Here is a 24,149-nt window from a genome sequence, read left to right on the forward strand (position 1 = left end):
GGCTCAGGTGCCGGGCTTGGGGGCTGGGCGGGCGCCGCCCAGATCGAGCTTGCAGCGCAGGCCCGACGGAATGCGTTGCTCGGGGTTGGGCAGGCTCAGGCGCACCCGGAAGCTGTTCGATGCGGGGTCGATCACGCGGTCAACCAGCACCACGGTGGCTTCGAGCAGAGGGAACATGGGCAGGTCGGTGCGCACGCGTGCCACCTGACCGGGCTGCACCGAGCCGAACTGCGAGGCTGGCACGATGGCCTCCACACGCAGCGGGTTGATGCGCGCCACCCGCACCACGGGCTCGCGCTCGATGCGCTCGCCCTCGGTGCGATAACGTTCGACCACCACACCGTCAAAAGGGCTGCGCACTTCACGCTGCTTGAGCTGTGCGGTGGTGAGCTTGAACTCGCGCAGTGCCACACGGCGTGTTTCACGGGACTGGGCCACACGCTGCTCGGCCACACGGGCCTCGGCCTCTGCCTGTTCCAGCGCTTGTGGCGACACGAAGTTCTGCTTGAGCAGGTCGCGGTTGCGCTGCAGCTTGCTCATGGCCAGGTCGTAGGCGGCCTCGGCCTGACGCAGCTCGGCATCGGCCGTGGCGCGGGCCTCGGCCACATTGCTGGAGGCCTGCTCGACATCATTGGCCAGCCGTGCGATCAGCTGGCCCGTCTTGACCGAATCCCCCCGCTCGACCTTGAGGGCTTCGATCACGCCGACCGCCTGGGCACCCACGTCGGCCACCCGGTCGGGTTCGATGAGACAGGCCATCGCCTCGGCGCTGTGCGCCGTCGCAGCGGCCAACATGACGCTGCATGCGGCTGCGCACTTCAGGGCCCACGGTTTCACTGCTGATCTCCTGTTCGATGCCACAACTGCCGCATCACCCGGGGCTTTTCGACCATCTGGCGAAAATCTTGAGGCGGCTGACGCAAGCGTGCTGTTGCATGTTCCACCATGCAACATGCTGCAAAAGGCCGAAAAAGCGGGAGAACAACCCAGGTCGTGACAAGCTGCACAGCCACGGCATGCGGTGGGCGCCAGGGCTCACAACCAGTCGTCCTTGCCCGACCAGCGCAGCTGTTTGCGCAAGCTCTGCGCGGCCAGCAACTGCAGCCAGCGTTGGGAGGCTGCCTGACGGCCCTCGCTGCGCTGCAGCCACCGGCAGGCCAGACGCAACAGCACAGGCCAACGGGCCAGGGGTTGCAAAAGGCGTCGTGCCACGCCCAGCCGGCTGACCAGGGTGGGGTCATCCAGGTGGAGGCAGGTGCAGCACGACCCGGGCTGCCCTTGGCGCGCCGACCGCCCGATCAGCTGACGGTCAATCCGGCCCGAGGTGTTCAGACGGGTGTTGATGACATGCAGCCCACCCTGCTGCAACGTGGCTTCGTGCAGATGGATGTCGGTGCCACGGCCCGCCATGTGCGTGGCGATGGTGATGGCACCGGGGCGGCCGGCGTCGGCAATCAGCTCGCGTTCGCGGGCCCCTTCTTCGCTGTCCACCCGGGCATTGAGCAGGGTGTGGGCCACGCCATGCGCCTGAAGGAGGGCCGACAGGGCCTCGCTGGCCTGGACCGAATCGGTGCCGATCAGCACGGCCTGCCCCGCCGCTGCGTGCGCCTGGGCCTGCTGCAGCACACGCTGGTGCTGGGCCGCTTCGTTGAGGTCAAGGTGCCAGCCCAGGTCGAGCCGCCGGCTGGGCTGGCGCAAGGGGGCCCGCCACACGGGCAGGCCATACAGCGCCATCAGTTCGGCGCGTTCTTCCCACAGGGTGCCACTGAGGCCGCACAGGCGGTGGTAGCGCGGGAAAAAGGCCTGGTAGGTGGTCTGCGTCAGGGTCTCGGTGTCGGGCGGCAGCGGCAAGCGCTCTTTCAGGCACACCATGTGGTGAAGACCGCGCGACCACACTCGCCCCATGGCCTGCCGACCGGTCACGCCATCGACGATCACCACTTCATCGTCCTGCACCAGGTAATCGACATCGCGCTGCAAGCTGTGCAGCGCCATCAGTGCCAGCTGCACCTGCTCTTCTCGGTAGCGTGCCAGGCGCCAGGGCCCGTCATGGCTCTGCGTGAGCTGGGCCAACCGAGCCCTGCCCGGCGGGGTCAGCTGCACCAACCGGGTGGGCTGAACAGCGTAATGATGGCCGTTGAGCAGTTGCTGGGCGAGGAACATGGCCACGCGCTGCGGCCGGTCGCGCCCTGCCGGCTCCACGGCCTGCGACAGCACCAGCGGTGTGCAGGCTTCGTCGATCAGGATGGAGTCGGCTTCGTCCAGTATGGCCAGGCACAGCCCCCGAAGCACCACCTGGTCATGCGCGTTGCTGGCCAGCGCCGCCTGGTCACGCAGGTGGTCAAAAGCCACTTCACGGGCCGTGACGTGCACGATGTCGCAGGCGTATGCAGCGCGGCGTTCAGGTGTTTGCATGGACGCGAGCACGCAGGCCGCGCTCAGGCCCAGGGCGTCGTACACAGGCAGCCAGGCGTCCAGGTCGCGGCGCGCCAGGTAGTCGTTGGCGGTCATGGCGTGCACGGGCACGTGGGCCAGCGCAGCCACAGTGGCCGCCAGGGCCACCACCACCGATTTGCCCTCGCCGGTGGCCATTTCCACCAGGCGGCCGTCCAGCATCCAGCGGGCAGCCAGCCATTGCACGTCATGCACGGCCCAGCCCTTGTGGCGCTGCAGCACCACGCCCACAGCGGCCATGGCCTCGGCCACCAGATGAGGCTTGAAGCCCCGCATGGCCAGTTGCCCCCGCAGCTGCAGCAGTTGTTCGCGAAAGCCACGCGCATCCAGCAAGCCCCACTTCAGCAGGCCTTCCTGAACAGCCATCAGCCAGCGCCGCTGGCCGACATGTGGCGGCGTGGGCGGCGCCTGCAATGCCTGGCGCATCCACAGCCAGACCCAGCTCTGGCCGTGCTCGGGGTAAGGGCGAATGGGGTAGCGGCCATGCACAGGGCCTGGCACTGGCAACCCGGCCTGCCACAGGCGCCCGGCGGGTGCCTGGCTGATGCTCATGGCTGCACGCCGGCAAAGTGGCGCAACATGAGCTGACGCAAGAGGCGCAGGGCAGAACTGGCCAGCGATTCGGCCCGCAACTCCAGCCGCACGCGCGCCAGCCCCCCTGCACGCGGCAAGGGCTGGATCAGCTCGATGTCGACCACATGGCCTGGCAGCAGCGGGCGCTGGCCTTCCGGGTCTTTCGGGTCGGTGGGGACGCGTCCGCCCACGCGGTCGGCCATGGCCGGGCTGGGCAGTGCATCGGTGGCCGTGGGCACTTCACGGTACATGCGGGCAGGAAACAATCGGCCAGGTTGTTCGTCGAGCATCACGTCGATGCGCTTGAGCCGGCGCCGCACTTCTTCCACATCGGCTTGGGGCACCACGGCACGCACCACGGCGTCGGTGGGACGGAACACATAGGCCAGCAGATCGCCCTGGCGCACCTCACGGCCCTCCAGGTCTTCCGCGCGGGCCACCGCAAAGGTGCCGTCACGGCTGGCGCGCACGACCAGTCGGGCCAGATCGTCTTCCACACGTGCCAGGGCCGCACGGTCACGCTCCAGGGCCTCGCGTGCATTGCCCATCCTGAGCGGGTCGGTCAGGAAGGCCGCATTGAACTCGCTTTCGCCGCGGTCGATTTGCAGCAGCAAGGCCGCCCGCTCGGTCTCGAGCGTGTCCGACACCATCGCCAGCAAGGGCGTGCCTTCGCGCACAGCCTGATCAGGGCGCACCTTCAGGCTGTCGATCCGGCCATCGACCCGGGCACGCACCTGTGCCTCTTCGGGCAACCACACCACGCCTTCCACCACACGGCTGGAAGGCAGGGGCAGGAACATGACCAGGGCCAGCAGCAAGGCCGTGCCCCCCATGAGGAATGCACGCACGCGCCCTTGCGCGGCCACGTACGACGGCAGGGTCCGGATACCGGACAGCAGGCTTTGACATGGCTTGAGCAGCAGGCTCCACAGGCCCCACACCGCCACCACCAGGCCCAGGGCAGGCACCTGATCGGCCGCCCACCCCACGATCATGGCGGTGACCAGCCCTCGGTATGCCCAGGCCAGGGGCGAGTACACCTGCAAAGCCAGTCGCTCCAGCACATCGCTGGCGGCCACGGTCTGCGCCTCGGGCGGGGCCTCAAGGCCCAACAGCCGGGTCAGGCCCTTGCGCCAGCGCTGCTGCCACTGCTGGCTGCTGCGGGGCGCCAGGTTGGGCAGGTCGAGCGCATCGATCATCACGTAATAGCCGTCCAGCTTCATGAGCGGGTTGCCATTGATCAGCAGGCTCGACAGCCCGCCAATGCTCATCACCACAAAGGCCACCTGTCGCAGCCAGCCGTCTTCCACCAGCAACCACACCAGGGCGCCCAGCGCCGCCAGGAACAGCTCCACCGCAATGCCGGCCACGCTGATGCGACCGCGCTGCCATCGGCTGGCCAGGCGGTTGGTGGCCGACGCATCCACATAGGGCAAAGGCACGAACAGGAAAAAGGTGACCCCCACCTCGGGCACTTCGCAGTTGTATCGGCGCAGCGTGAGGGCATGCCCCAGCTCGTGCAGGCCCTTCATCAAGGGGTAGATCAGCCACGCCATCGCCAGGTAGCCCGGCGACATGAAATGGATGCGGCCGTACGCATGCACAGCCTGCCAATGGGCCAGCACGGCCCCCAGGGCGCCCAGCACCACCACCAGCCACAGGGCCTGTGCCCAACGTGACCACATCCATCGGCTCCAAGGGCGGATGCGCTCGAGCATGCCGGAAGGGTCGAACAGGCCCATCCGGAAAGCCAGGGGGTTCAGGCGCGCCCGCGCCTGCCGCTGCTGCGCCTGCTCGTGGGCCTGCACGTGCTGGCGCACATCGGGCGTGACTTCGGCCTGGATGAGCCCGGCATCGGTCATCTGCCCCAGGATACGGATCACGTCATGCTGGGTCGGGGCGCGGTCACCTTGCAGGGTCAGCAGGGTCTGCCAGACCTGATCAACGCTGAGGCGCCCGTCGAGCCGTCCCACTAGCTGATAGGCCTGCGCATTGACCCGGTGGTGTCGGCCTGTGGCATGGTTGTAAAGCACGTACCAGGCCTGCCCGCGCGTGGTCTGCATGCGCACCGACACATGGGGGCGCAAGCGCGGGTGCAGGCCCGAGATGCGGTACCACTGCGGCGAGAGCATGGCGTCCTGCATGGCCACGGGCTCCTGTCAGAACCAGGTCCAGCGCAGCAGCTGCCAGCGGGCCCACAAACGGTTGCACCAGCGCACCAGCAAAGGCTGAGACGCCAGCTCCACCTGCACCACACCTTGCAGCCCTGGGCGCAAGCCGGCCAGCCCGGCGCCACGCCCCGTCGGCGCGGCCTCCACCTCGTAGCGCACGCCGGCGTCGGTGCTGGTGGCCACGGGCGTGACCCGCTCGATCTCCAGGCCAATCACCTGATCGGGCATGGCCGCCAGTCGCAGGCCGGCACGCTGCCCCGGGGCCAGGTCGGGCACGTCGGGTTCTTCCACGGCCATCACCACGCGCCAGTCCAGGCCGGGCGCCAGCGTGAGCAACACCTCGCCGCGCTTGACCGGCGCGCCCAGTTGCTGCCGCAGGTCACCGGCGATGACGACGCCATCAAAAGGCGCCACCAGCCGCAAGCGCTGCAATTGCTGATCGACCAGGCCCAGCTGTGCCCGGGTTTCGCCGAGCTTGGCCTGGGCTTGCGCCGCGGCCGCGCGGTCGCCACGGGCAAACGCTTCGGCGAACGCGTTTTCGTGCTGGACGATCTCGGCCTCTCGGGCACGCCGGGCATTGCGCAGGTCATCATCGGCCAACTCGGCCAGCAACTGCCCGGCCTTGACCACGTCACCGGGACGCACATGCACCGCCCTCAGGAAGCCGTCTTGCGAGGCGCTGAGCACCCGCTGCACGGCACCTTCAAGCCGCGCCTGGGCGGTCACATGCATGGGCACCGGCACCAGCAGGCCGGCAGCGAGCACCAGGGCGGCGGCTGCCACCCCCAGACGCAGCTTGCGTTCTCGGGGGTCACGCAGGCGGTACAGGGTGACCCAGAACAACGCACGCAGACGTTCGCGCCAGGGTCTGTCCAGCTTGTGGCGGATCACAAACAAGGGCGACAGGCTCTCGGCCAGTTGCTCCAACCACACACGTTCGGCAGGGGTGAAGGCCACATCGCCGGCATTGACCTGTGGCTGCGGCGAGAGCGGGTCAGACACCACCGAGCGCTCGAAAGTGAGCACACCTGCGGGGCGGCCGTGGTGCGCCATGGGTACGCTCAGCACGGCGGCCAGCCCCTGGGTCTTGTACAAGGCCTGATGCGCCAGGGTGATGTGGACCCCCGGCTTGCCGTGCGGCGGCCAGGTCAGCGTGACCTGCTGGTGCAAGGCCTCCAGCATGGCCTGCTGTAACTCGGGCAGGGCCGCACCGTCGTCCACCACCACACCGTCAGACAGGGCCACCACGCGCAACTGGCCGCTCACCATCCAGCCCATCGACACGCGCAGGCAACGCATCTGACGGTTCAGCTCGGAGGTGACTTCGGCGGTGCAGGCGGTCCAGTCATGGGCTCGCAGCGCCACCTGCAGGCAGGCCAGCAGGTCGCCACAGCTTTCCGGCACGGCACGCGCTGCGGCCTGTGGCGCCACGGGCGGCGCCACAGGCGCAAGGGGTGCCGGGCGTTGGGTGACGGGGGTCATGCGAGGGTGTTGGGTACAGCGAGATCCAGGACGTGCCCTATCATCTGGCCTTGGCCGTGCTTCAAATGAGGAAAAAGCACGGAAAACACGAACCAAAGCACGAACACGGGCTGCTGTCGCACGGCAGCCACCAAGGAGCTGTCATGAAAGTCCTGCTGATCGACGACCACCCCCTGATCCTGGCCGCACTGCAATCGGTCATCCAGGGCCTGGGCGACAACGTCGTGGTGTCGTCGGCCTCCAGCGGCAAGGCGGCCCGCGAGGCCCTGCGCAACGACAGCAGCTTCGACCTGGTGCTGCTCGACCTGCACCTGGGGGACGCCGACGGCTTCGACCTGCTGACCGAGTTCCGCTCGCAATACCCGGCCGTGCCGGTGGTGGTGATCTCGGCTTCTGACCGCACCTCTGACGTGATCCGGTCGATCGACATGGGTGCCATGGGCTTCGTGCCCAAGCGCTCCAGCAACGAAACGCTGGTCGAAGCACTGCAGCAGGTGGTCTCGGGTGGTGTGTACGTGCCGCCGATGAACATGGCCAGCGACGTGATCGGCACGGCCAGCACGCCCGCCCAGCGCGTGCAGAGCGAGGCTTACGAGGCCGGCTTCCAGACCACGCCCTCCCTGTCGCAGCTGGGCCTGACGCCCCGCCAGACCGATGTGCTGGCGCTGCTGCTCAAGGGCCAGCCCAACAAGCTGATCGCCCGCGAACTGGGCCTGTCGGTCGAAACCGTGAAAGACCACGTGGCCGCCGTGCTGCGTGCCCTGAACGTGAGTTCGCGCACGCAGGCCGTGATCGCCGTGAGCCAGATGCTCAAGCTGCAAGGCAGCGGCACGCCGGGGGGCTTCTCGGCCTGGAACCCCGTGCGTCGCTGAATTCAGACATCCGCCCGGCCTCAGGCGCCCAGCAGCGCCTGCCGGGCTGCCAGGTAGTCGCGCTGCAACTGCGCGATGCGTTCGGCCGCAGGCACCACGGCCTTGACCGCGCCAATGCCCTGCCCCGCCCCCCAGATGTCCTTCCAGGCCTTGCGGGCCTGGTTGGTGTGCCCGCCTTCGGCCGTGGAGCCGTAGTCCATGCGCGCCGGGTCGGAGCCTGGCAGGTGGTCGGGGTCGAGCCCCGCCGCCACGATCGAGCCTTTCAGGTAATTGCCATGCACTCCGGTGAACGCGTTGGTGTAGACCACATCCTGTGAGCTGCTGCCGACCACCATCTGCTTGTGGCCTTCGGCCGCCCGGGCCTCGTCGGTGGCAATGAAGGCCGAGCCGATGTAGGCGAAATCGGCACCCATGGCCTGCGCGGCCAGGATGGCCCGCCCGGTGGCGATCGAGCCCGACAGGGCCAGCGGCCCGTCGAACCACTCGCGAATTTCATGCACCAGCGCAAAAGGGCTGGTGGTCCCTGCGTGCCCCCCTGCCCCGGCGGCCACCGCCACCAGGCCGTCGGCGCCCTTCTCCACGGCCTTGCGGGCAAAGCCGTTGTGGATCACATCATGGAACACCAGGCCGCCCCAGGCATGGGCCGCCTGGTTCACCTCGGCCCGCGCACCCAGCGAAGTGATCAGCAGCGGCACCTTGTGCTTTTCACACAAGGCCAGGTCGGCCTCCAGCCGGTTGTTGCTGCGGTGCACGATCTGGTTGATGGCAAAGGGCGCCGCCGGGGCTTCGGGGTGGGCACGGTCGTGCGCCGACAGTGCCTCGGAGATTTCGTGCAGCCATTCATCGAGCTGCGACGAGGGCCGGGCATTGAGGGCCGGCACGGAGCCCACGATGCCGGCCTTGCACTGCGCGATCACCAGCGCCGGGTGGCTGATGATGAACAGCGGCGAGGCGATCACAGGCAGACGCAGGTGCTGCAGCAGCGGTGGAACCATCGGGCACTCCATTCATGCGGTGTGGGGCAGATGCAAAAACGGCCACCCGAAGGTGGCCGTTGAACGTGGGCTTTTGAAGCTCAGCGTGTGTTTCAGAAGGCTTCCACCGGCATGGCGGTCACGCTGTCGCCACCGTCCAGGATGGCGTCGCGCAGCGAAGCGATGCGGGCCAGGATGTGGTCGCCGTAGAAGCGGGCGGTCGCGATCTTGGCGGTCATGAAGGGCACTTCTTCGCCAGCGGCCAGCTTGTCTTCGGCCACCATCAGCGCACGGCCCATCTGCCAGCCTGCCACCAGGTTGCTGGTCAGCATCAGGTAGTTCACCGAACCGGCGAACACGGCGTTGGGGTTGCCCTTGGCATTGGCGCACACGAAGTCAACCACTTGCAGGAAGGATTCGCGAGCGGCCTTCAGCTGCTTGGCGTACTTTTGGCAAGCCGCGCCGCGAGCGGCCAGCTGGCCTTCGCAGTCAGCGATCTGGCCAGCGATGGCCTTGGCGGTGGCGCCGCCGTCACGCGAGGTCTTGCGGCCCACCAGGTCGTTGGCCTGGATGGCGGTGGTGCCTTCGTAGATCGGCAGGATGCGCGAATCGCGGTAGTACTGGGCAGCGCCGGTTTCTTCGATGAAGCCCATGCCACCGTGCACCTGCACGCCCAGCGAGGTCACTTCCACCGAGTTCTCGGTGCTGAAACCCTTGATCAGGGGCACCAGGAATTCGTAGAAGGTCTGGGCCTGCTTGGCCACCGCGGCATCCGGGTGGTTGTGGGCGGTGTCGTAAGCGGCGGCACCCACCAGGGCCATGGCACGTTCACCTTCGATCAGGGCACGCATGGTCATCAGCATGCGCTTGACATCGGGGTGGTGGATGATGGCCACCGACTCCTTGGCCGAGCCATCGACCGGGCGCGACTGCACGCGGTCACGGGCGTAGGCCACGGCGTGCTGGTAAGCGCGCTCGGACACGGCAATGCCCTGCACGCCCACGTCGTAGCGGGCGGCGTTCATCATGATGAACATGTACTCCAGGCCGCGGTTTTCTTCGCCGACCAGGTAGCCGATGGCACCAGCGCCCACTTCACCCTTGTCGTCGCCGTACACCAGCACGGCGGTGGGCGAGGCCTTGATGCCCAGCTTTTCTTCGATGGACGCGCAGTACACGTCGTTGCGCTTGCCCAGCGAGCCATCGGCGTTCACCAGGAACTTGGGCACCACGAACAGCGAGATGCCCTTGACGCCTTCGGGCGCGTCAGGGGTGCGGGCCAGCACGAGGTGAACGATGTTCTCGGTCATGTCGTGCTCACCGTAGGTGATGAAGATCTTCTGACCGCTGATGCGGTAGGTGCCATCTTCCTGCTTGACCGCCTTGGAACGCACCAGGGCCAGGTCGGAACCGGCTTGCGGCTCGGTCAGGTTCATGGTGCCCGTCCACTTGCCGGACACCATGTTGGGGATGTAGCGGGTCTTGAGCTCGTCGCTGCCTGCGGTCAGCAGGGCTTCGATGGCGCCACCGGTCAGGATGGAGCACAGCGAGAAGCTCAGGTTGGCGGCCATGGTCTGTTCGACACAGGCGGCACCGATGGTCTTGGGCAGGCCTTGGCCACCGTACTCGGTGGGCTGACCCAGGCCTTGCCAGCCGCCTTCGGCCAGGGCGGCGTAGGCTTCCTTGAAGCCCGGCGAAGCCTTCACGACGCCGTTGTCCCACGAACCGTGGTCCTGGTCGCCGCTCCAGTTCAGCGGGGCCACGACACCCTCGTTGAACTTGGCCGATTCTTCCAGAACGGCCTGGGCAGTTTCAAAGCCAGCGTCCTCGAAACCGGGGATCTGGGCGATCTGGTCGATGCCAGCGAGTTCCTTGATGCAGAACAGCTGGTCCTGGACGGGAGCGCGGAAGGACATGATTTTCTCCAAACAAAAGCACAAGAGGGGTGCCTGACAAGGCACCCCCCTGAGGTCAACAGATGGCAGACGCAGGGTCTGACATGGCTGCTACAACCGTATTACAGAGCCTGGATCAGCTCAGGCACAGCCGAGAACAGGTCGGCTTCCAGACCGAAGTCGGCCACCTGGAAGATGGGGGCTTCGGGATCCTTGTTGATGGCCACGATGACCTTCGAATCCTTCATGCCGGCCAAGTGCTGGATGGCGCCGGAGATGCCGCAAGCCACGTACAGCTGGGGCGCAACGATCTTGCCGGTCTGACCGACTTGCAGGTCGTTGGGGGCGTAGCCAGCGTCCACAGCGGCGCGCGAGGCACCCAGGGCGGCGCCCAGCTTGTCGGCCAGGGGCGACATGACTTCGTTGAACTTGTCAGCCGAACCCAGGGCACGGCCACCCGACACCACGATCTTGGCGGCGGTCAGTTCAGGGCGTTCCGACTTGGTCACTTCACGGCCCACGAAGGCCGAGGTGCCCGAATCGGCCACAGCGGCCACGGTTTCGACAGCAGCCGAACCACCGTTACCGGCGGCTTCGAAAGCGGTGCCACGAACGGTCAGCACCTTGACGGCGTCGGCCGATTGCACGGTGGCGATGGCGTTGCCAGCGTAGATGGGGCGCTGGAAGGTGTCAGCCGAGACCACCTTGGTGATTTCCGACACTTGCGACACGTCGAGCTTGGCCGCCACGCGAGGGGCCACGTTCTTGCCAGCAGCGGTGGCGGGGAACACGATGTGGCTGTAGCCCGAAGCCACGGCCAGCACCTGGGCGGCCACGTTTTCGGCCAGGCCGTCGGCGAACTGGGCGCCGTCGGCGTGCAGCACCTTGGTCACACCAGCGATCTGGGCGGCAGCAGCGGCAGCGGCGCCAGCGTTCGAGCCAGCAACCAGCACGTGCACGTCACCACCGGCTTGCTTGGCAGCGGTGATGGCGTTCAGGGTGGCCGACTTGATGGAAGCGTTGTCGTGTTCAGCGATGACGAGAGCGGTCATTTTCTCGAACTCCTTAGATCACTTTGGCGTCGTTCTTCAGCTTGGAAACCAGGGTGGCCACATCGGGCACCTTGATACCAGCGGAACGCTTGGGCGGCTCTTCGACCTTCAGGGTCTTGATGCGCGGGGCCACGTCCACACCCAGGTCGGCCGGCTTGACGGTCTCCAGGGGCTTCTTCTTGGCCTTCATGATGTTGGGCAGCGTCACGTAGCGGGGCTCGTTCAGACGCAGGTCGGTGGTGACCACGGCCGGCAGGCTCAGGGCCACGGTTTCCAGACCGCCGTCGACTTCACGGGTGACGTTGACCTTGCCGCCAGCCACTTCCACCTTCGAGGCGAAGGTGCCTTGGGGCAGGTTGGTCAGCGCAGCCAGCATCTGGCCGGTCTGGTTGCTGTCGTCGTCGATGGCTTGCTTGCCCAGGATGATCAGCTGAGGCTGTTCCTTGTCGACCAGTGCCTTGAGCACCTTGGCCACGGCCAGAGGCTGCACTTCTGCGTCGGTCTCGACCAGGATGCCGCGGTCAGCGCCGATGGCCATGGCGGTGCGCAGGGTTTCCTGAGCCTGGGCCGGGCCGATGGAGACGGCGATGATCTCGGTGACCACGCCCTTTTCCTTCAGGCGGGTGGCCTCTTCGACGGCGATTTCGTCGAAGGGGTTCATGCTCATCTTGACGTTGGCGATGTCGACACCGGTGCCGTCAGACTTCACGCGAACCTTCACGTTGTAGTCCACAACACGCTTGACTGGAACCAGAACCTTCATGCGTTGTTCTCCTGCGCAATGAGGAAGTTGATCGAAGTGTGCCGTGCTGTTCAAAATAGCACGATCGTTCGATTCTAGCCTGAAGTTCTGCGCTTGCGCGAGCGTGCAAGCGTCAGAACGGGGGAAAATGGTACTTTTGCGATGATCCCGCGGGCGCCGCCTCGCTGACCAGCCCCTGCCCCAGATGAGCCTGCCCGCTGTCGAACACCTTGCCCCTTCACCCGCTCCGGCCATCGGCCTGTTCGACTCGGGTCTGGGCGGGCTGTCGGTGTTGCGGGCCATGCGGCAGCACCTGCCCGAGGCCCCGCTGCTGTATGTGGCCGATTCGGCCCATGCACCCTACGGCGAGCGCAGCGAAGCCTTCATCATCGACCGATCCCTGCGCATCGCACAGTTTCTGCTGGAACAGGGCGCGCAGGTGCTGGTGGTGGCCTGCAACACCGCCACCGCAGCGGCCGTGCGTGAAATCCGCACGCAACACCCGCATGTGCCGGTGGTGGGTGTCGAGCCCGGCGTCAAACCGGCGGTGGCCTTGAGCCACAACGGGCGGGTCGGCGTGATGGCCACGCCCGGCACGCTGGGCAGCCAGAAGTTCCGCGACCTGGTGGCCGCGCATGGCGGCTCGGCCCGCGTGGTGCTGCAACCGTGCCCCGGACTGGCCCGCGAAATCGAAAAGGGCGAACTCGACAGCCCCGCATTGCGCGACCTGGTGGACGGGTTCTGTCAGCCCCTGCGGGCCGCCGATGTGGACACGGTGGTGCTGGGCTGCACGCACTACCCCTTCGTGGCCCCGCTGATCCAGCAGGCCATGGGCCCGCAGGTGCACCTGCTGGACACCGCCGATGCCGTGGCGCGGCACACCACACGCCTGATCGCCCGGCTGCCAGCCGAGCCGGAACCGCTGGCGCAGGGTGTGCATTTGTGGACAACCGGCGACGCCCAACACCTGACCCAGGTGGCTGGAAGCTGGTTGAATCTCACAGCCCCAACCACCCAACTGAGGGTGTAAGCGCACCCTGTTCAGGGCTTCGACTGCGCCACATGAAATCCGGGCGCGGGCTTTCGTGCATGCGTCACGAAGCGCAGGCCAAAGTGAAAAAACCGGGGTGAAATGGCAGAACCCGCAAGCCGGGTGTGACTCAAGTCCCGAAAGCAAGGGGTCGATAAAGCCGACAGTGGTGGAAGGTATGGCCTTCCGCCTTGAGCAGTCTTTGCGCCTGTCGGAGTACCCGCATGCCTTCCATCATCACTTCGCTGACCACCGCCCAGATCGCCGGTCTGTCCACTTCGTCGATCGCGCGGCTGACCAGCACCGACTGGCAAGCCTTCACGACCGAGCAGATCCAGGCGCTCACGGCCACGCAGATGGCGGCGATCACGACCAGCGGCTTGCGCGCCATCAGCAACGCCAACATTTCGGCGCTGACCACGGCCCAGATCGACTCGCTGGCCACCAACCAGCTGCAGGCGCTCAGCACCACCCAGATCGCTTCACTGCAATCCGACCAGATCGGGGCGCTGGAAGGCACCGACATTGCCGTGCTGAGCAATGCGCAGATCGTGGCCTTCAACACCGCCGGCCTGAGCCACTTCAACACCGAACAGATCCAGGCGCTCACGACGGGCCAGGTGGCCGGCCTGAGCACCCGCCAGATTGCAGCGCTGAGCAGCACGCAGATGGCGGCCATGGAAACGGCCGACCTGCGCGCCCTGACCGCCACCCAGGCGGCCGCACTGACCACCACCCAATCGACCGCGCTGACCACCGAGCAGGTGGCCTCGTTGACCACAGGCACCATTCGGGCCCTGAGCACCACCGCCCTGTCGGCCATGACGTCGGACCAGGTCGAGGCCATCACGACGGCGCAATTCACCGCCTTGAGTGCCGGCCAGGTCACGTCGTTGACCACCGAGCAGGTGGCGGCCATCAACACCGATGCCATCCGCGTGATCTCGGTGACCCAGATCGCAGCCTTGAGCACCGCCCAGGTGGCCGCACTGGAAACCGTGCAGGTGGAAGCCCTGACGGCAGGCACCGTGCGGGCCCTGAGCACCGCACAGGTCGCCGCCCTGACCTCCGGGCAGGCCAGCGCCCTGACCACGGCCCAGGTGGCCGCCATGGAAACCGCCGACGTTCGCGCACTGAGTACCGCATCGGTCGCTGCACTCAGCACCGACCAGGTGATCGCGCTGACCAGCAGCCAGGTGGGCGCCCTGAGTTCAACCCAGATTCAGTCCCTGCGCAATGACCAGGTCAGCGCCATCGAAACGCAGGACATCCGAGCACTGAGCAGCACGCAGGTGGCAGGCTTGTCCACCGCCCAGGTGGCAGAGCTGCAGTCCAGCCAGGTGGCTGCGCTGAACACATCGGCCCTGCGCGCCTTCAGCAACGATCAAGTCGACGCCCTGGAGACCGAACAGATCGCCGCCCTGACGACGGGCCAGATGAGCGGGCTGACCACAGCCCAGATGGGGTGGCTGAGCAGCGATCAGATCGGTGCCCTGGGCACCGCCAACGTGGCAGCCCTGCAGACCGCCCAGGTGCGCTCGATCGACACCGGCGCACTGGCTGGCCTGAGCACCGACCAGGTGGTGGCCCTGACCGCCGGCCAGGTGGCGGCCATGAGCACCGCTCAGATCGAAGCGCTGGACACCACGCAGGTGGCCGCGCTGGAAACCGCCGATGTGCGGGCCTTGACCACCGCACAGGCCGCGGTGCTGAGCTCGGCCCAGGCCGCAGCCCTGACCACGGCCCAGGTGCAAGCCCTGGAAACCGTGGACCTGCGCGCCCTGCAGACCGCCAGTGTGGCTGCACTGACCACCGATCAGGTGACGGCCCTGACCTCCAGCCAGGTCAGCTCGCTGACCACTGCGCAGGTGGTGGCCCTGAGCTCCACCCAGGTCAGTGCCATCGACACGCAAGACGTGGCTGCCCTGACCCTGGCACAAGCCACTGCCCTGACCTCGGCCCAGGTGGCCGGTCTGGATGCTGACCAGGTGCAGGCCCTGAGCACCGCCAATGTGCGTGCCCTGAGCACGGCCGCGGTGGAATCGCTCAGCACCGACCAGATCCAGGCCCTGACCACCCGCCAGGCGGCCGCCTTGAGCTCGGCCCAGCTGGGCGCCTGGTCGACCACCCAGGTGCAATCGATCGAAACGGCCGACCTGGCAGCCTTGTCCACGGGGCAGATGGCAGGCCTGACCTCCGACCGCATTGGCGCCCTGGTCACCGACCAGGTGGTGGCCCTGACCACCGCGCAGGTGGCCGGCCTGAGCACCCGCCAGTTCAGCGGCCTGACCTCCGAGCAGGTGGCCGTGATGGAAACGCAGGACCTGGCCGCCATCACCACGGCCCATGCCGGCGTGCTGAGTACCGAGCAGGCCAGCGCGCTGTCGGCCGCCCAGGTTCAGGCGCTTGAAACGGCCGATGTCCGCGCCATCGGCACGACCACGCTGAGCAGCCTCAGTTCCGACCAGGTGGCTGCACTGACCACCGCCCAGGTGGCCAACCTGGGCACCGCTCAGGTGGCCAACCTGACCACCACCCAGGTGGCCGCACTGGAAACTGCCGACGTGGTGGCCCTGACCACCGCCCATGCCGCAGCCCTGACCACCGCACAGGTGGTGGCGCTGCAGACGCAGCAAGTGGCGGCCATCGAATCGGGTGACTTCCGTGTGCTGAGCACCGCCAACATCGCGGCGCTGACCACCGAACAGATCCAGGTGATGACCACCGGTCAGACCGCTGCCCTGCAGACACAGCAGGTGCGCGCGCTGACCACCGCCCAGGTCGAAGCCATCACCACCACCAATGCTGCGGTGCTGCTGACCGGTCAGATCAATGCGCTGAGCACCGCGCAGATCGCCGCGCTGACCACCGACCAGGTGCGTGAGCTGACCTCAGCCCAGGTGGTGTCGCTGCGCACCGACCAGCTGCGCGCCATGAGCACGGCCCAGATCGCCGCCATCGAAACCGGCGACGTGGCCCGCATGACGCTGGCCCAGGTCAGCTCGTTCACCTCGGAGCAGGCTGCTGCGCTGGAAACCGGACAGATCCAGGCCCTGACCACCGCCAATGTGCGTGGCCTGACGACCGCTGCCGTGGCCAACCTGTCGACCGAGCAGATCGAGGCCATGACCAGTGCCCAGGTGGGCGCCCTGAGCTCAGGCCAGCTGACCGCCCTGAGCACGGCCCAGCTGGTGGCGATCGAAACCGCTGACCTGCAGGCCATCGGCACTGCGGTGTTGTCGCGCCTGACTGGCGGCAGCGTGGCCGCACTGACCACAGACCAGATCGCGGCACTGACCACGGGCCAGGTGGCCGGCTTGACCACGGCCCAGGTGGCGGCCCTGACCACCGAGCAGATGGCGGCCATCGAAACCGCCGATGTGCGTGCACTGACCACGGCCCAGGCCATGGCCCTGAGCACGGCCCAGAGCACCGCACTGACCACGGCACAGGTTGCCGCCCTCGAAACGGCCGACCTGCGGGCCCTGCGCACCGAGAACATCGCGGCCCTGACCACCGACCAGATCCGTGCCCTGACCACCGCGCAAGTGGCCAACCTGCAGACACAGCAAGTGGCAGCCCTGACCACCGAACAAGCCCTGTCGATGGAAACCGCCGATGTGGCGGCCTTGACGGTGCAGCAGGTGGTGGCCCTGGGCAATGCCAATGTGGCGGCGCTCGACAGCGCCCAGATGGCCGCTTTCAGCTCTCGACAGGTGGCCGCCCTGAGCACCGGCCAGGTGGCCGCCATCACCACGGCGGTGCTGGAGACCCTGACCACCGAGCAGGTGCGGGCCCTGACTTCCGGCCAGGTGGCGGCACTGACCACCGAGCAGTTGCAAGCCGTCACCACCGCCCAGTTCGCGGCGCTTGACGCCCTTGACGTGCGCGCCATGGGCACCGACCAGATCGCCTCGCTCACCACCGCCCAGGTGGTGGCGCTGACCACCGCGCAAGCCCAGCAGCTGACCACCGCACAAATGGCAGCCTTGACCAGCAGCCAGCTGGAGGCTCTGGAGGTGGCGGACCTGATCACGCTGAGCACCGCCCAGGTGGCGGCCATCAATTCGGATCACTTCGACGCGCTCACCACCGATCAGGTGGCTGCACTGACCACGGCACAGGCGGCCGCACTGACCACCGGTCAGGTCAGCACCCTGACCACCGAGCAGATCGCAGCGATCGAAACCGCCGACATCCGGGCCCTGCAGGCTCGCCACATCGCAGCCCTGAGCACCGCCCAGGCAGCGGCACTGACCGCCGACCAGGTGGCCGCGATCGAAACCGCCGACCTGCGTTCGCTGAGCACAGACGCCGTGGCGGCCCTGGGCAGCGCCCAGCTGCAGGCCCTGACCACGGCGCAAGCCACCGCCCTGACGTCGCAGCAGCTGCGTGCCTTGAGCACCGAACAGCTGCAGGCCCTGGAAACGCGTGACGTGGCGGCCCTGACGGTGGCCCAGCTGGTCACCCTCGCCACCGAATCGGTGGCGGCGCTGAGCACCGCGCAGATCGAGGGGCTGACCACCACCCAGGTGGCCGGCCTGAGCACCCAGCAAGTGCGCGCACTGACCACCGAGCAGATGGCCGCCATGGAGGGTGTGGACGTGCGTGCCCTGACCTCGCAGCAGGCCGCCGTGCTCAGCTCCGAGCAGGTGGGGGCTCTGACCACCCAGCAACTGGCCTTCCTGGAAGTGACCGACCTCAAGGCCATCCAGAACGCCAGCCTGGCCGGTCTGGAAACCGCCGCCATCGTGGCCCTGAGCACCGCGCAGCTGGCCGGCCTGGGCACCGCCCAGATCCGATCCCTGAGCACCACACAGATCGCCGCCATCGCCACGGAAGACGTCTCCGCACTGACCACGCAGCAACTGCAGGCCCTGCAGACCGACAGCACCAGCGCGCTGACCACGGCGCAGGTGGTGGCACTGAGCAGCCAGCAAGTGGCCTCCTTGAGCACCGCGCAAGTTGCAGCCCTGCTGACCGATCAGGTCGCCGCACTGGAAACCCAGGACCTGCGGGCCTTGTCGGGCATGCAGCTGGGGGCGCTGAGCAGCGCACAAGCTGTGGCGCTGACCACGGCGCAGGTCGCTGCACTGACCTCGCTGCAGATCCGCAGCCTGAGCACCGACGCGGTGGCCGCCCTGGAGACCCAGCAGATCGAAGCGCTGGGCACCCAGCAGATGCAAGGTTTCACCACCGCGCAACTGCAAGCCCTGAGCACCGACCAGGTGCGTGCGCTGGAAACCCAGGACTTTGCCGCCCTGAGCGCCAGCCAGGTGCAGGCCCTGGGGGCCACACGCGCCCAGGCCCTGACCACAGACCAGATCCAGGCCCTGACCACCGCACAGGCTGCCGGCCTGAGCACGGCCCAGGTGGCCGCACTGAGCACCGAACAGGTGGCCGCGCTGGAAACAATCGACCTGCGGGCCATGGGCACGGCCCAGTTTGCAGCCTTGTCGAGCGAGCAGGTGGCCAGCCTCACGGCCGGTCAGGTCACCGCACTTGAAACCGCTGACCTGCGCGCCATCATGACCGGTGGCATCGCTGCGCTGGCCACCGACCGCATCGCCGCCTTGACCACCGCGCAAGCGGCTGCACTGGGCACCGACCAGGTGCAGGCCCTGACCAGTGACCAGGTGGGCGCACTGGGCACGGCCCACATCCGCGCCCTGGGCACCCAGCAGTTCACGGCCCTGACCACCGCCCAGGTGGAAGGCCTCAGCGCCGACCAGGTGGCCGCGATCGAAACCGTCGACCTGCGCTCGATGAGCACGGCAGCCGTGGCCCACCTCAGCAGCAGTCAGGTGGCCGCACTCACCGCCACACAGGTGGCAGCACTGACCACGGCTCAGGTGCAGGCCTTGACCACCGAGCAGCTCGGCGCGCTGGACACGGCAGACATCCGCGCCATGATCAGCACCCAGTTCGGTGTGCTCAGCACGGCACAGTTCGCTGCCCTGTCGACCGCACAGATCGACGCCATCGAAACCGCTGACTTGCGCGCAGTGACCACGGCCGCCATCGCCGGCATGACCACCGAGCAGGTGGCCGCGCTGAGCAGTGCACAGGCTGCAGCACTCACCAATGCCCAGGTCGCCGCGTTGAGCACCGAGCAGCTGGTGGCTGTCGAAACCAATGACCTGGCCGCCCTGGGCACCGCCCAGATCCAGGCCCTGGGCACCACGGGCGCCGCTGCGCTGACCACCGCGCAAGTGGTGGGCCTGACCACGGCCCAGGTGGCCGGCCTGAGCACGGCCCAGATCAGCCGCCTGACCACCGACCAAGTCGCGGCCATCGAGACCGCCGACATCCGCGCCCTGCTGGCCTCGCAAGTGGCTGCGCTGAGCAGTGACCAGGCGCAAGCCCTGACCACCGCGCAAGTGGCCGCACTTGAAACGCTGGATCTGCGTTCGCTGAGCACCTCTGCCTTCGCGGCCCTCAGCACCGAACAGGTGGGGGCCCTGACCACGGCACAGACCGCCAACCTGACCTCTCAACAGGTGGCCGCCCTCACCGCCACCCAGGTCGAAGGGCTGGAGGTGGCTGACCTGGCCGCGGTGTCGGTGGCCCTGGTGCCGCAACTGAGCACCGCCGTGATCGCAGCGTTGTCGACCGCTCAGCTGCAGGGCCTGACCACGGCCCAAGCCGCAGCACTGAACGCTGGCCAGCTCGCGGCGCTCTCTTCCACCCAGCTCTCCGGCATGGAAACGGCCGACATCAAGGCCCTCAGCGGCACCCAGCTGGGCACGCTGAACACCGAGCAGATCGCCAACCTGACCACCGCCCAGGTGGCTGCGATCGACACTGCCGATCTGCGGTCGCTGGGGTCTGCCGCCGTGGCCGCACTGACCACCGAGCAACTGGTGGCGCTGGACACGGCTGGCATCCGGGCCTTCACGGCCACACAGTTCCAGGCGCTTCACAGCGAACAGCTGGTGGGCCTGACCACGGGACAGGTGGCGGCACTGGATGTCACGTCGATCCGTGCCATCGCCACCGATGAATTCGCTGCCCTGAGCACCGATCAGATCCGCGCCTTCACCTCGGCGCAGATGGCGGGCTTTGGCACCGAACAGGTGGCTGCCCTGACCTCTGACCAGATCGTGGCCATCGAAACGGCCGATCTGCGTGGTTTCACTGGCACCCAGTTCGCCAACCTGCAGACCAGTGCCATCGAGGCCCTGACCACCGACCAGGTGGCGGCCCTGGGCACGGCGCACATCGCGGCACTGACCACCGCCCAGGTGGTGGCGATCGAGACCGCCGACCTGGTGGCCCTGACCACCACACAGATGCGTGCACTGAGTGTGGGCTCGATCGCGGCGCTGACCACCGACCAGGTCACTGCCTTCGAAACCGGTGACCTGGCCGCGTTGAACATGATCCAGGTCTCGGCCTTCAGCGGCTCGCAGCTGGCCGCCATGAACGCCGACCAGATCGACGCCCTGCTGTCAGCCTCACCCATCGTGCTGGATCTCGACGGTGACGGCGTGCGCACCCTGTCGACCCAGGCTGGCGTGCAGTTCGACCTGAACGCCACCGGGCGCGCCAGCACCGTGGGCTGGGCCTCGGCCACCGATGGCCTGCTGGTGATGGACCGCAACGGCGACGGACAGATCAACGATGGCCGCGAGCTGTTCGGCAGCGCCACCTTGCTGGACAACGGCCAGCGCGCCTCGAACGGCTACGAAGCCTTGCTGGCCCTGGACAGCAACCATGACCTGCGCATGGACGCGCAAGACGCGGCCTGGGCCACGCTCAAGCTGTGGGTGGACGCCAACAGCGATGGTGTGACCGATGCCGGCGAGCTGCACGGCCTGAACGAAATGGGCGTGGCCTCGATGGACCTGCAGGCCCTGACCGGCACGCAGATGGACCAGGGCAACCTGCTGGGTCTGGTGTCGAGCTACACCACCACGGGCGGTGAACAGCGTGACATGGCCGACGTGTGGTTCGCCCGGGAAGCCACCACGGTGAGCACCGACGACCTGCTGGCAGGCCCCACCGACAGCGGGCTGGGCCATGCACTGGTGTCTGACGGGCAAGCGAGCCCCGCCAGCGCCGGTCAGGCCACAGCGGCTGTGGTGAGCAGCAGCCCGTCGCTCAGCAGCGACCTCAGCGAAGAGGCCCGCCGCAACCTGCTGATTTGAGCCCGAGGGGCCCTTCCCGCGGGAGGGGCCCGAAGCTTCAGGCCAGTCGGTCGATCAGCGCCAGCAGCTGGTCGACCGCACGGGCCCACGACATGCGCTGCGCCAGGTCCATGGCATGCACCGCAAAGTCGGGGTGCTGTGCACGCCACCCCTGCACGTGAGTCTCGAGGGCCTGCAACAAGGCATCGGGGTCCACCTCGCGGAAACGGCCGCCAGGGCGCCCCTCTGCATCGGGCTGCTGCCCTTCGCGGGCCTGCACCCGCGAGCCCACGCCATCGACAAAAAAATCATCGGTGGCGCCGCCGTCGGTCACCACCACCGGTGTGCCGCAGGCAATGGCCTCCAGCACAGGCAGGTTGAAGCCTTCACCCCGGTAGGGCGACACATAGCAATCGGCCAGTCCATACAGCAGGCGCAGCTCTGCTGGCTGCAGGTTGGTCGGGATGAAGCGCAAGGCCGCCAGGGTGTCGGCCGTGAACAGGCTCGGGTGCTGTGCGGCCAGGTCTTTGAGCATGGGCTCGACCGAGATGCCGTAGAGGTCTCGCTGGTCTTTGAGGATCAGGCGCACCTGCGGGTGGCGCTGGCGCAAGCGCGCGAAGGCCACCAGCAACAGATCGAGCCCCTTGTTCCAGGTGGCCACACCCAGGTTCAGCAGCACGAATTCATCGGGCTGGATGCCCAGGCTCTGCCGGTTGTGGGCACGCTCCTGCGCCGACAAGGGGTGAAAGGTGGACAGCCGCACGCCATGGGGCACCACGTGGATGCCGCCCGGGTCCAGCCCGAAGTCGGCCAGGCGGTCTCTGGACCAGCGGGTGGGCGTGATCACGGCCCGCTGCCCGCTGGTGTAGGCCGACAAGGGCAATGCCGGGTCGGCAAAGCTGCGCGCCGTGATGCCCAGCTCGGTGACCATGAAGGTCAGCTGGGGCCCTGCCGCTTCGGTGACCGCCGCGAAGGGCGAGCCCAGCCTCAACCAGGCGTCTGCACGTTGCTCAGGCGCCGGCGCGGGCAAGGCGTCGATGGCCTCCATTTCGCCCGGCATGAAACCAGGGCTGTTGCGCTCACGGCTCCAGTGCCCCATGGCAAAAGGCAGGTCCCGGTGGCACACCTGCCAGCCAGGCCGGCGCATCAACTCGAGCAACTGGTGCTGGTTCACCAGGGCGAACGAATGGTTCACGCCGCGCCAGCCTTCAACCTGCAGGACTTTCATGGTCTGGAGTGTGCCGAGGGCCGGCCCTTGTCAAACGGTGAAAAAAGCGGCCTGAAGGCCGCATCCGAAGGGTGTGGTCCGGTTCAGGGTCCCACCCACTGGATCAGGCCCAGCCCCTGTGAGCGCAGGCTGGCGTTGGCCTGGGCCCCATCGACCAGGGCATTGATGTACGAGACGCGCTGATTGAAGTGATCGCTTTCGGCCGACATGACATCGAACAGAGAACGGCGGCCCAGCTGCGACCACTGCTGGAAGGTGAAGTTGCGCACGCGGTCGCTGTCCCGCATGACCTCGGCGTGTCGGCGTGCCCGGTCGAAAGCCGAGACCGCTGTGTCGTGCTGCTGGGCCACCTGGCTCATGCGGGCCTGCAAGGCCTCCTGACGGTTCTGGCGATAGGCCTCGGCGCGCTTGAGCGCCGCGCGGGTGGCCGCGTCCACCCCGCCACCGTCGTACAGCTGCCAGCTGAACTGCACCCCCAGCGACAACGACGAGGTGCGGCTGCCCGGCAGCTTCGACACCGACTCGCCCACCGTCCAGTTCACCTGCGGCGTGTTGCCCGTGGCCACGGCTTGTGCGTAGGCCTGCTGGGCATCGGCCTCGCTTTGCAGGCGCTGCAGCTCGGCGCTGCGTTCGATCAGGCGCTGCACCTCGTCCAGCGCGGGCGTGCTCATCAGCACCGTGGAAAAGCCTTCGCCCAGCTGCACCTGCTCGCCCACCAGCTTGCGCAGGCGGGTCTCGAACTGGCGAGCCGTGGCCATGGCCTGCTCACGCTGGATCTCGGCCTGACGACGAGACTTGCGGGCCTGCACCAGTTCGCTGGCGCGGCCCTTGTCTTCCGACACGATGATGTCCAGCGCCTCGACCAGGCAGCCCATCTTGCGGGCGTACTGCTGGTAGATCTGGGCCTGCAGGCGGTAACGGTGGCGCTCCAGGGCCGTGTAGACGGCCTCCAGGGCCACGCGCTCACTGGTGGCCCCCTGCCCCTGGCGGGCGGCTTCAGACAGGCGCTTGCGCCAGGTGTCCAGGGCATCGAGGCGCCCGCCGTCAAACAGCGGCGCGCTCACGTTCAGGCCCACGTTGCCCTGCACCCCGGTGGCATCGGGCCGCCCGGTCTGCTGCGTCAGGCCATAGGCCGCACTGCCGAACAGCGTGACGCGGGGCTTGCGAGAGGCCTGCAACTCGCTCAGGTCGAACTCGGTGGCATCGGCCAGCAGGCGGGCGGCACCCACCTCGGCACTGCGCCGGTTGGCCTCTCGCACCAGGCCCTGCAGTTGCTGCATCGGGTCACCCGCAGCATCGCCCAGGTGCTGGTGCGATGCCTGCTCGCTGGCGCGATCGAGCGCTTGCGTGCCAGCTTCGATGCAACCACTTTGCCCCGAAACACCGCCCCCAGGGCTGGTGCCTGCGGAGGATGTGGGCGCCGTTGCCGCCGCCACAGGGGCTCGCGCCTTGACCGCCGCCTGCGCGCCACCGGAAAGCCCGGCGGACCATGCCATCGCCACCAGCCAGGTGCCAGCAGCCCACTGCCACATGCGTTTTGCCATCGA

13 protein-coding genes are annotated in these 24,149 nt (G+C 67.6%); 3 read left to right on the forward strand and 10 right to left on the reverse strand.

Translation table 11 applies throughout. From position 1 onward, the window contains the following. Window positions 1-3 precede the first annotated feature (3 nt). From EYS42_RS05145 to EYS42_RS05160, 4 genes are all read right to left on the reverse strand, one after another. Window positions 4-795: an efflux RND transporter periplasmic adaptor subunit gene (locus EYS42_RS05145; RefSeq protein WP_165456633.1), complete on the reverse strand. Its 792-nt coding sequence runs from the start codon at window positions 793-795 to the stop codon at window positions 4-6. Window positions 796-1,035: 240 nt separating this feature from the next. Beyond that, window positions 1,036-3,006: a preprotein translocase subunit SecA gene (locus tag EYS42_RS05150; RefSeq protein WP_130966790.1), complete on the reverse strand. Its 1,971-nt coding sequence runs from the start codon at window positions 3,004-3,006 to the stop codon at window positions 1,036-1,038. After that, window positions 3,003-5,171 (reverse strand): PqqD family peptide modification chaperone, encoded by a 2,169-nt coding sequence (locus tag EYS42_RS05155; protein ID WP_130966791.1) that lies wholly within the window; start codon window positions 5,169-5,171, stop codon window positions 3,003-3,005. The genes EYS42_RS05150 and EYS42_RS05155 overlap by 4 nt, the downstream gene beginning before the upstream one ends. 15 nt (window positions 5,172-5,186) lie before the next feature. Beyond that, window positions 5,187-6,680, reverse strand: a complete 1,494-nt coding sequence (locus EYS42_RS05160) for an efflux RND transporter periplasmic adaptor subunit (protein ID WP_130966792.1) — start codon at window positions 6,678-6,680, stop codon at window positions 5,187-5,189. Window positions 6,681-6,823: 143 nt separating this feature from the next. On the opposite strand from EYS42_RS05160, the gene EYS42_RS05165 reads away from it, so the two are divergent. Further along, window positions 6,824-7,552, forward strand: a complete 729-nt coding sequence (locus tag EYS42_RS05165; RefSeq protein WP_130966793.1) for a response regulator — start codon at window positions 6,824-6,826, stop codon at window positions 7,550-7,552. Window positions 7,553-7,572: 20 nt separating this feature from the next. On the opposite strand, the gene EYS42_RS05170 is transcribed toward EYS42_RS05165, so the two are convergent. The 4 genes from EYS42_RS05170 to EYS42_RS05185 form a co-directional block, all read right to left on the reverse strand. Then, complete coding sequence (locus EYS42_RS05170) at window positions 7,573-8,547, reverse strand: NAD(P)H-dependent flavin oxidoreductase (protein ID WP_130966794.1); 975 nt, start codon at window positions 8,545-8,547, stop codon at window positions 7,573-7,575. Window positions 8,548-8,639: 92 nt separating this feature from the next. Next, complete coding sequence (locus EYS42_RS05175) at window positions 8,640-10,442, reverse strand: acyl-CoA dehydrogenase (RefSeq protein WP_130966795.1); 1,803 nt, start codon at window positions 10,440-10,442, stop codon at window positions 8,640-8,642. A 101-nt stretch (window positions 10,443-10,543) separates the two neighbouring features. Further along, window positions 10,544-11,473 carry an electron transfer flavoprotein subunit alpha/FixB family protein gene (locus EYS42_RS05180; protein ID WP_130966796.1) on the reverse strand — a complete coding sequence of 310 codons (930 nt, stop codon included), beginning with the start codon at window positions 11,471-11,473 and terminating at the stop codon, window positions 10,544-10,546. Between the two features lie 13 nt (window positions 11,474-11,486). After that, window positions 11,487-12,236 (reverse strand): electron transfer flavoprotein subunit beta/FixA family protein, encoded by a 750-nt coding sequence (locus EYS42_RS05185; RefSeq protein ID WP_130966797.1) that lies wholly within the window; start codon window positions 12,234-12,236, stop codon window positions 11,487-11,489. Between the two features lie 184 nt (window positions 12,237-12,420). Between EYS42_RS05185 and murI the strand changes: the two genes are divergently transcribed. Further along, a complete protein-coding gene (gene murI, locus EYS42_RS05190) occupies window positions 12,421-13,245 on the forward strand; it encodes a glutamate racemase (protein WP_130966798.1) in 825 nt (274 codons plus the stop codon). 224 nt (window positions 13,246-13,469) lie between these two features. Next, a complete protein-coding gene (locus EYS42_RS05195) occupies window positions 13,470-21,395 on the forward strand; it encodes a beta strand repeat-containing protein (RefSeq protein WP_130966799.1) in 7,926 nt (2,641 codons plus the stop codon). Window positions 21,396-21,432: 37 nt separating this feature from the next. Here EYS42_RS05195 and EYS42_RS05200 read toward each other — a convergent pair whose 3' ends face one another. Together EYS42_RS05200 and EYS42_RS05205 are read right to left on the reverse strand one after the other, a co-directional pair. Continuing rightward, window positions 21,433-22,602: a glycosyltransferase family 4 protein gene (locus EYS42_RS05200; protein WP_130966800.1), complete on the reverse strand. Its 1,170-nt coding sequence runs from the start codon at window positions 22,600-22,602 to the stop codon at window positions 21,433-21,435. An 83-nt stretch (window positions 22,603-22,685) separates the two neighbouring features. Further along, window positions 22,686-24,146, reverse strand: a complete 1,461-nt coding sequence (locus EYS42_RS05205; protein ID WP_130966801.1) for a TolC family protein — start codon at window positions 24,144-24,146, stop codon at window positions 22,686-22,688. Between the last annotated feature and the right edge of the window lie 3 nt (window positions 24,147-24,149).

This window comes from Aquabacterium lacunae (genome assembly GCF_004310865.1).
Classification (GTDB): Bacteria; Pseudomonadota; Gammaproteobacteria; order Burkholderiales; family Burkholderiaceae_C; genus Aquabacterium; species Aquabacterium lacunae.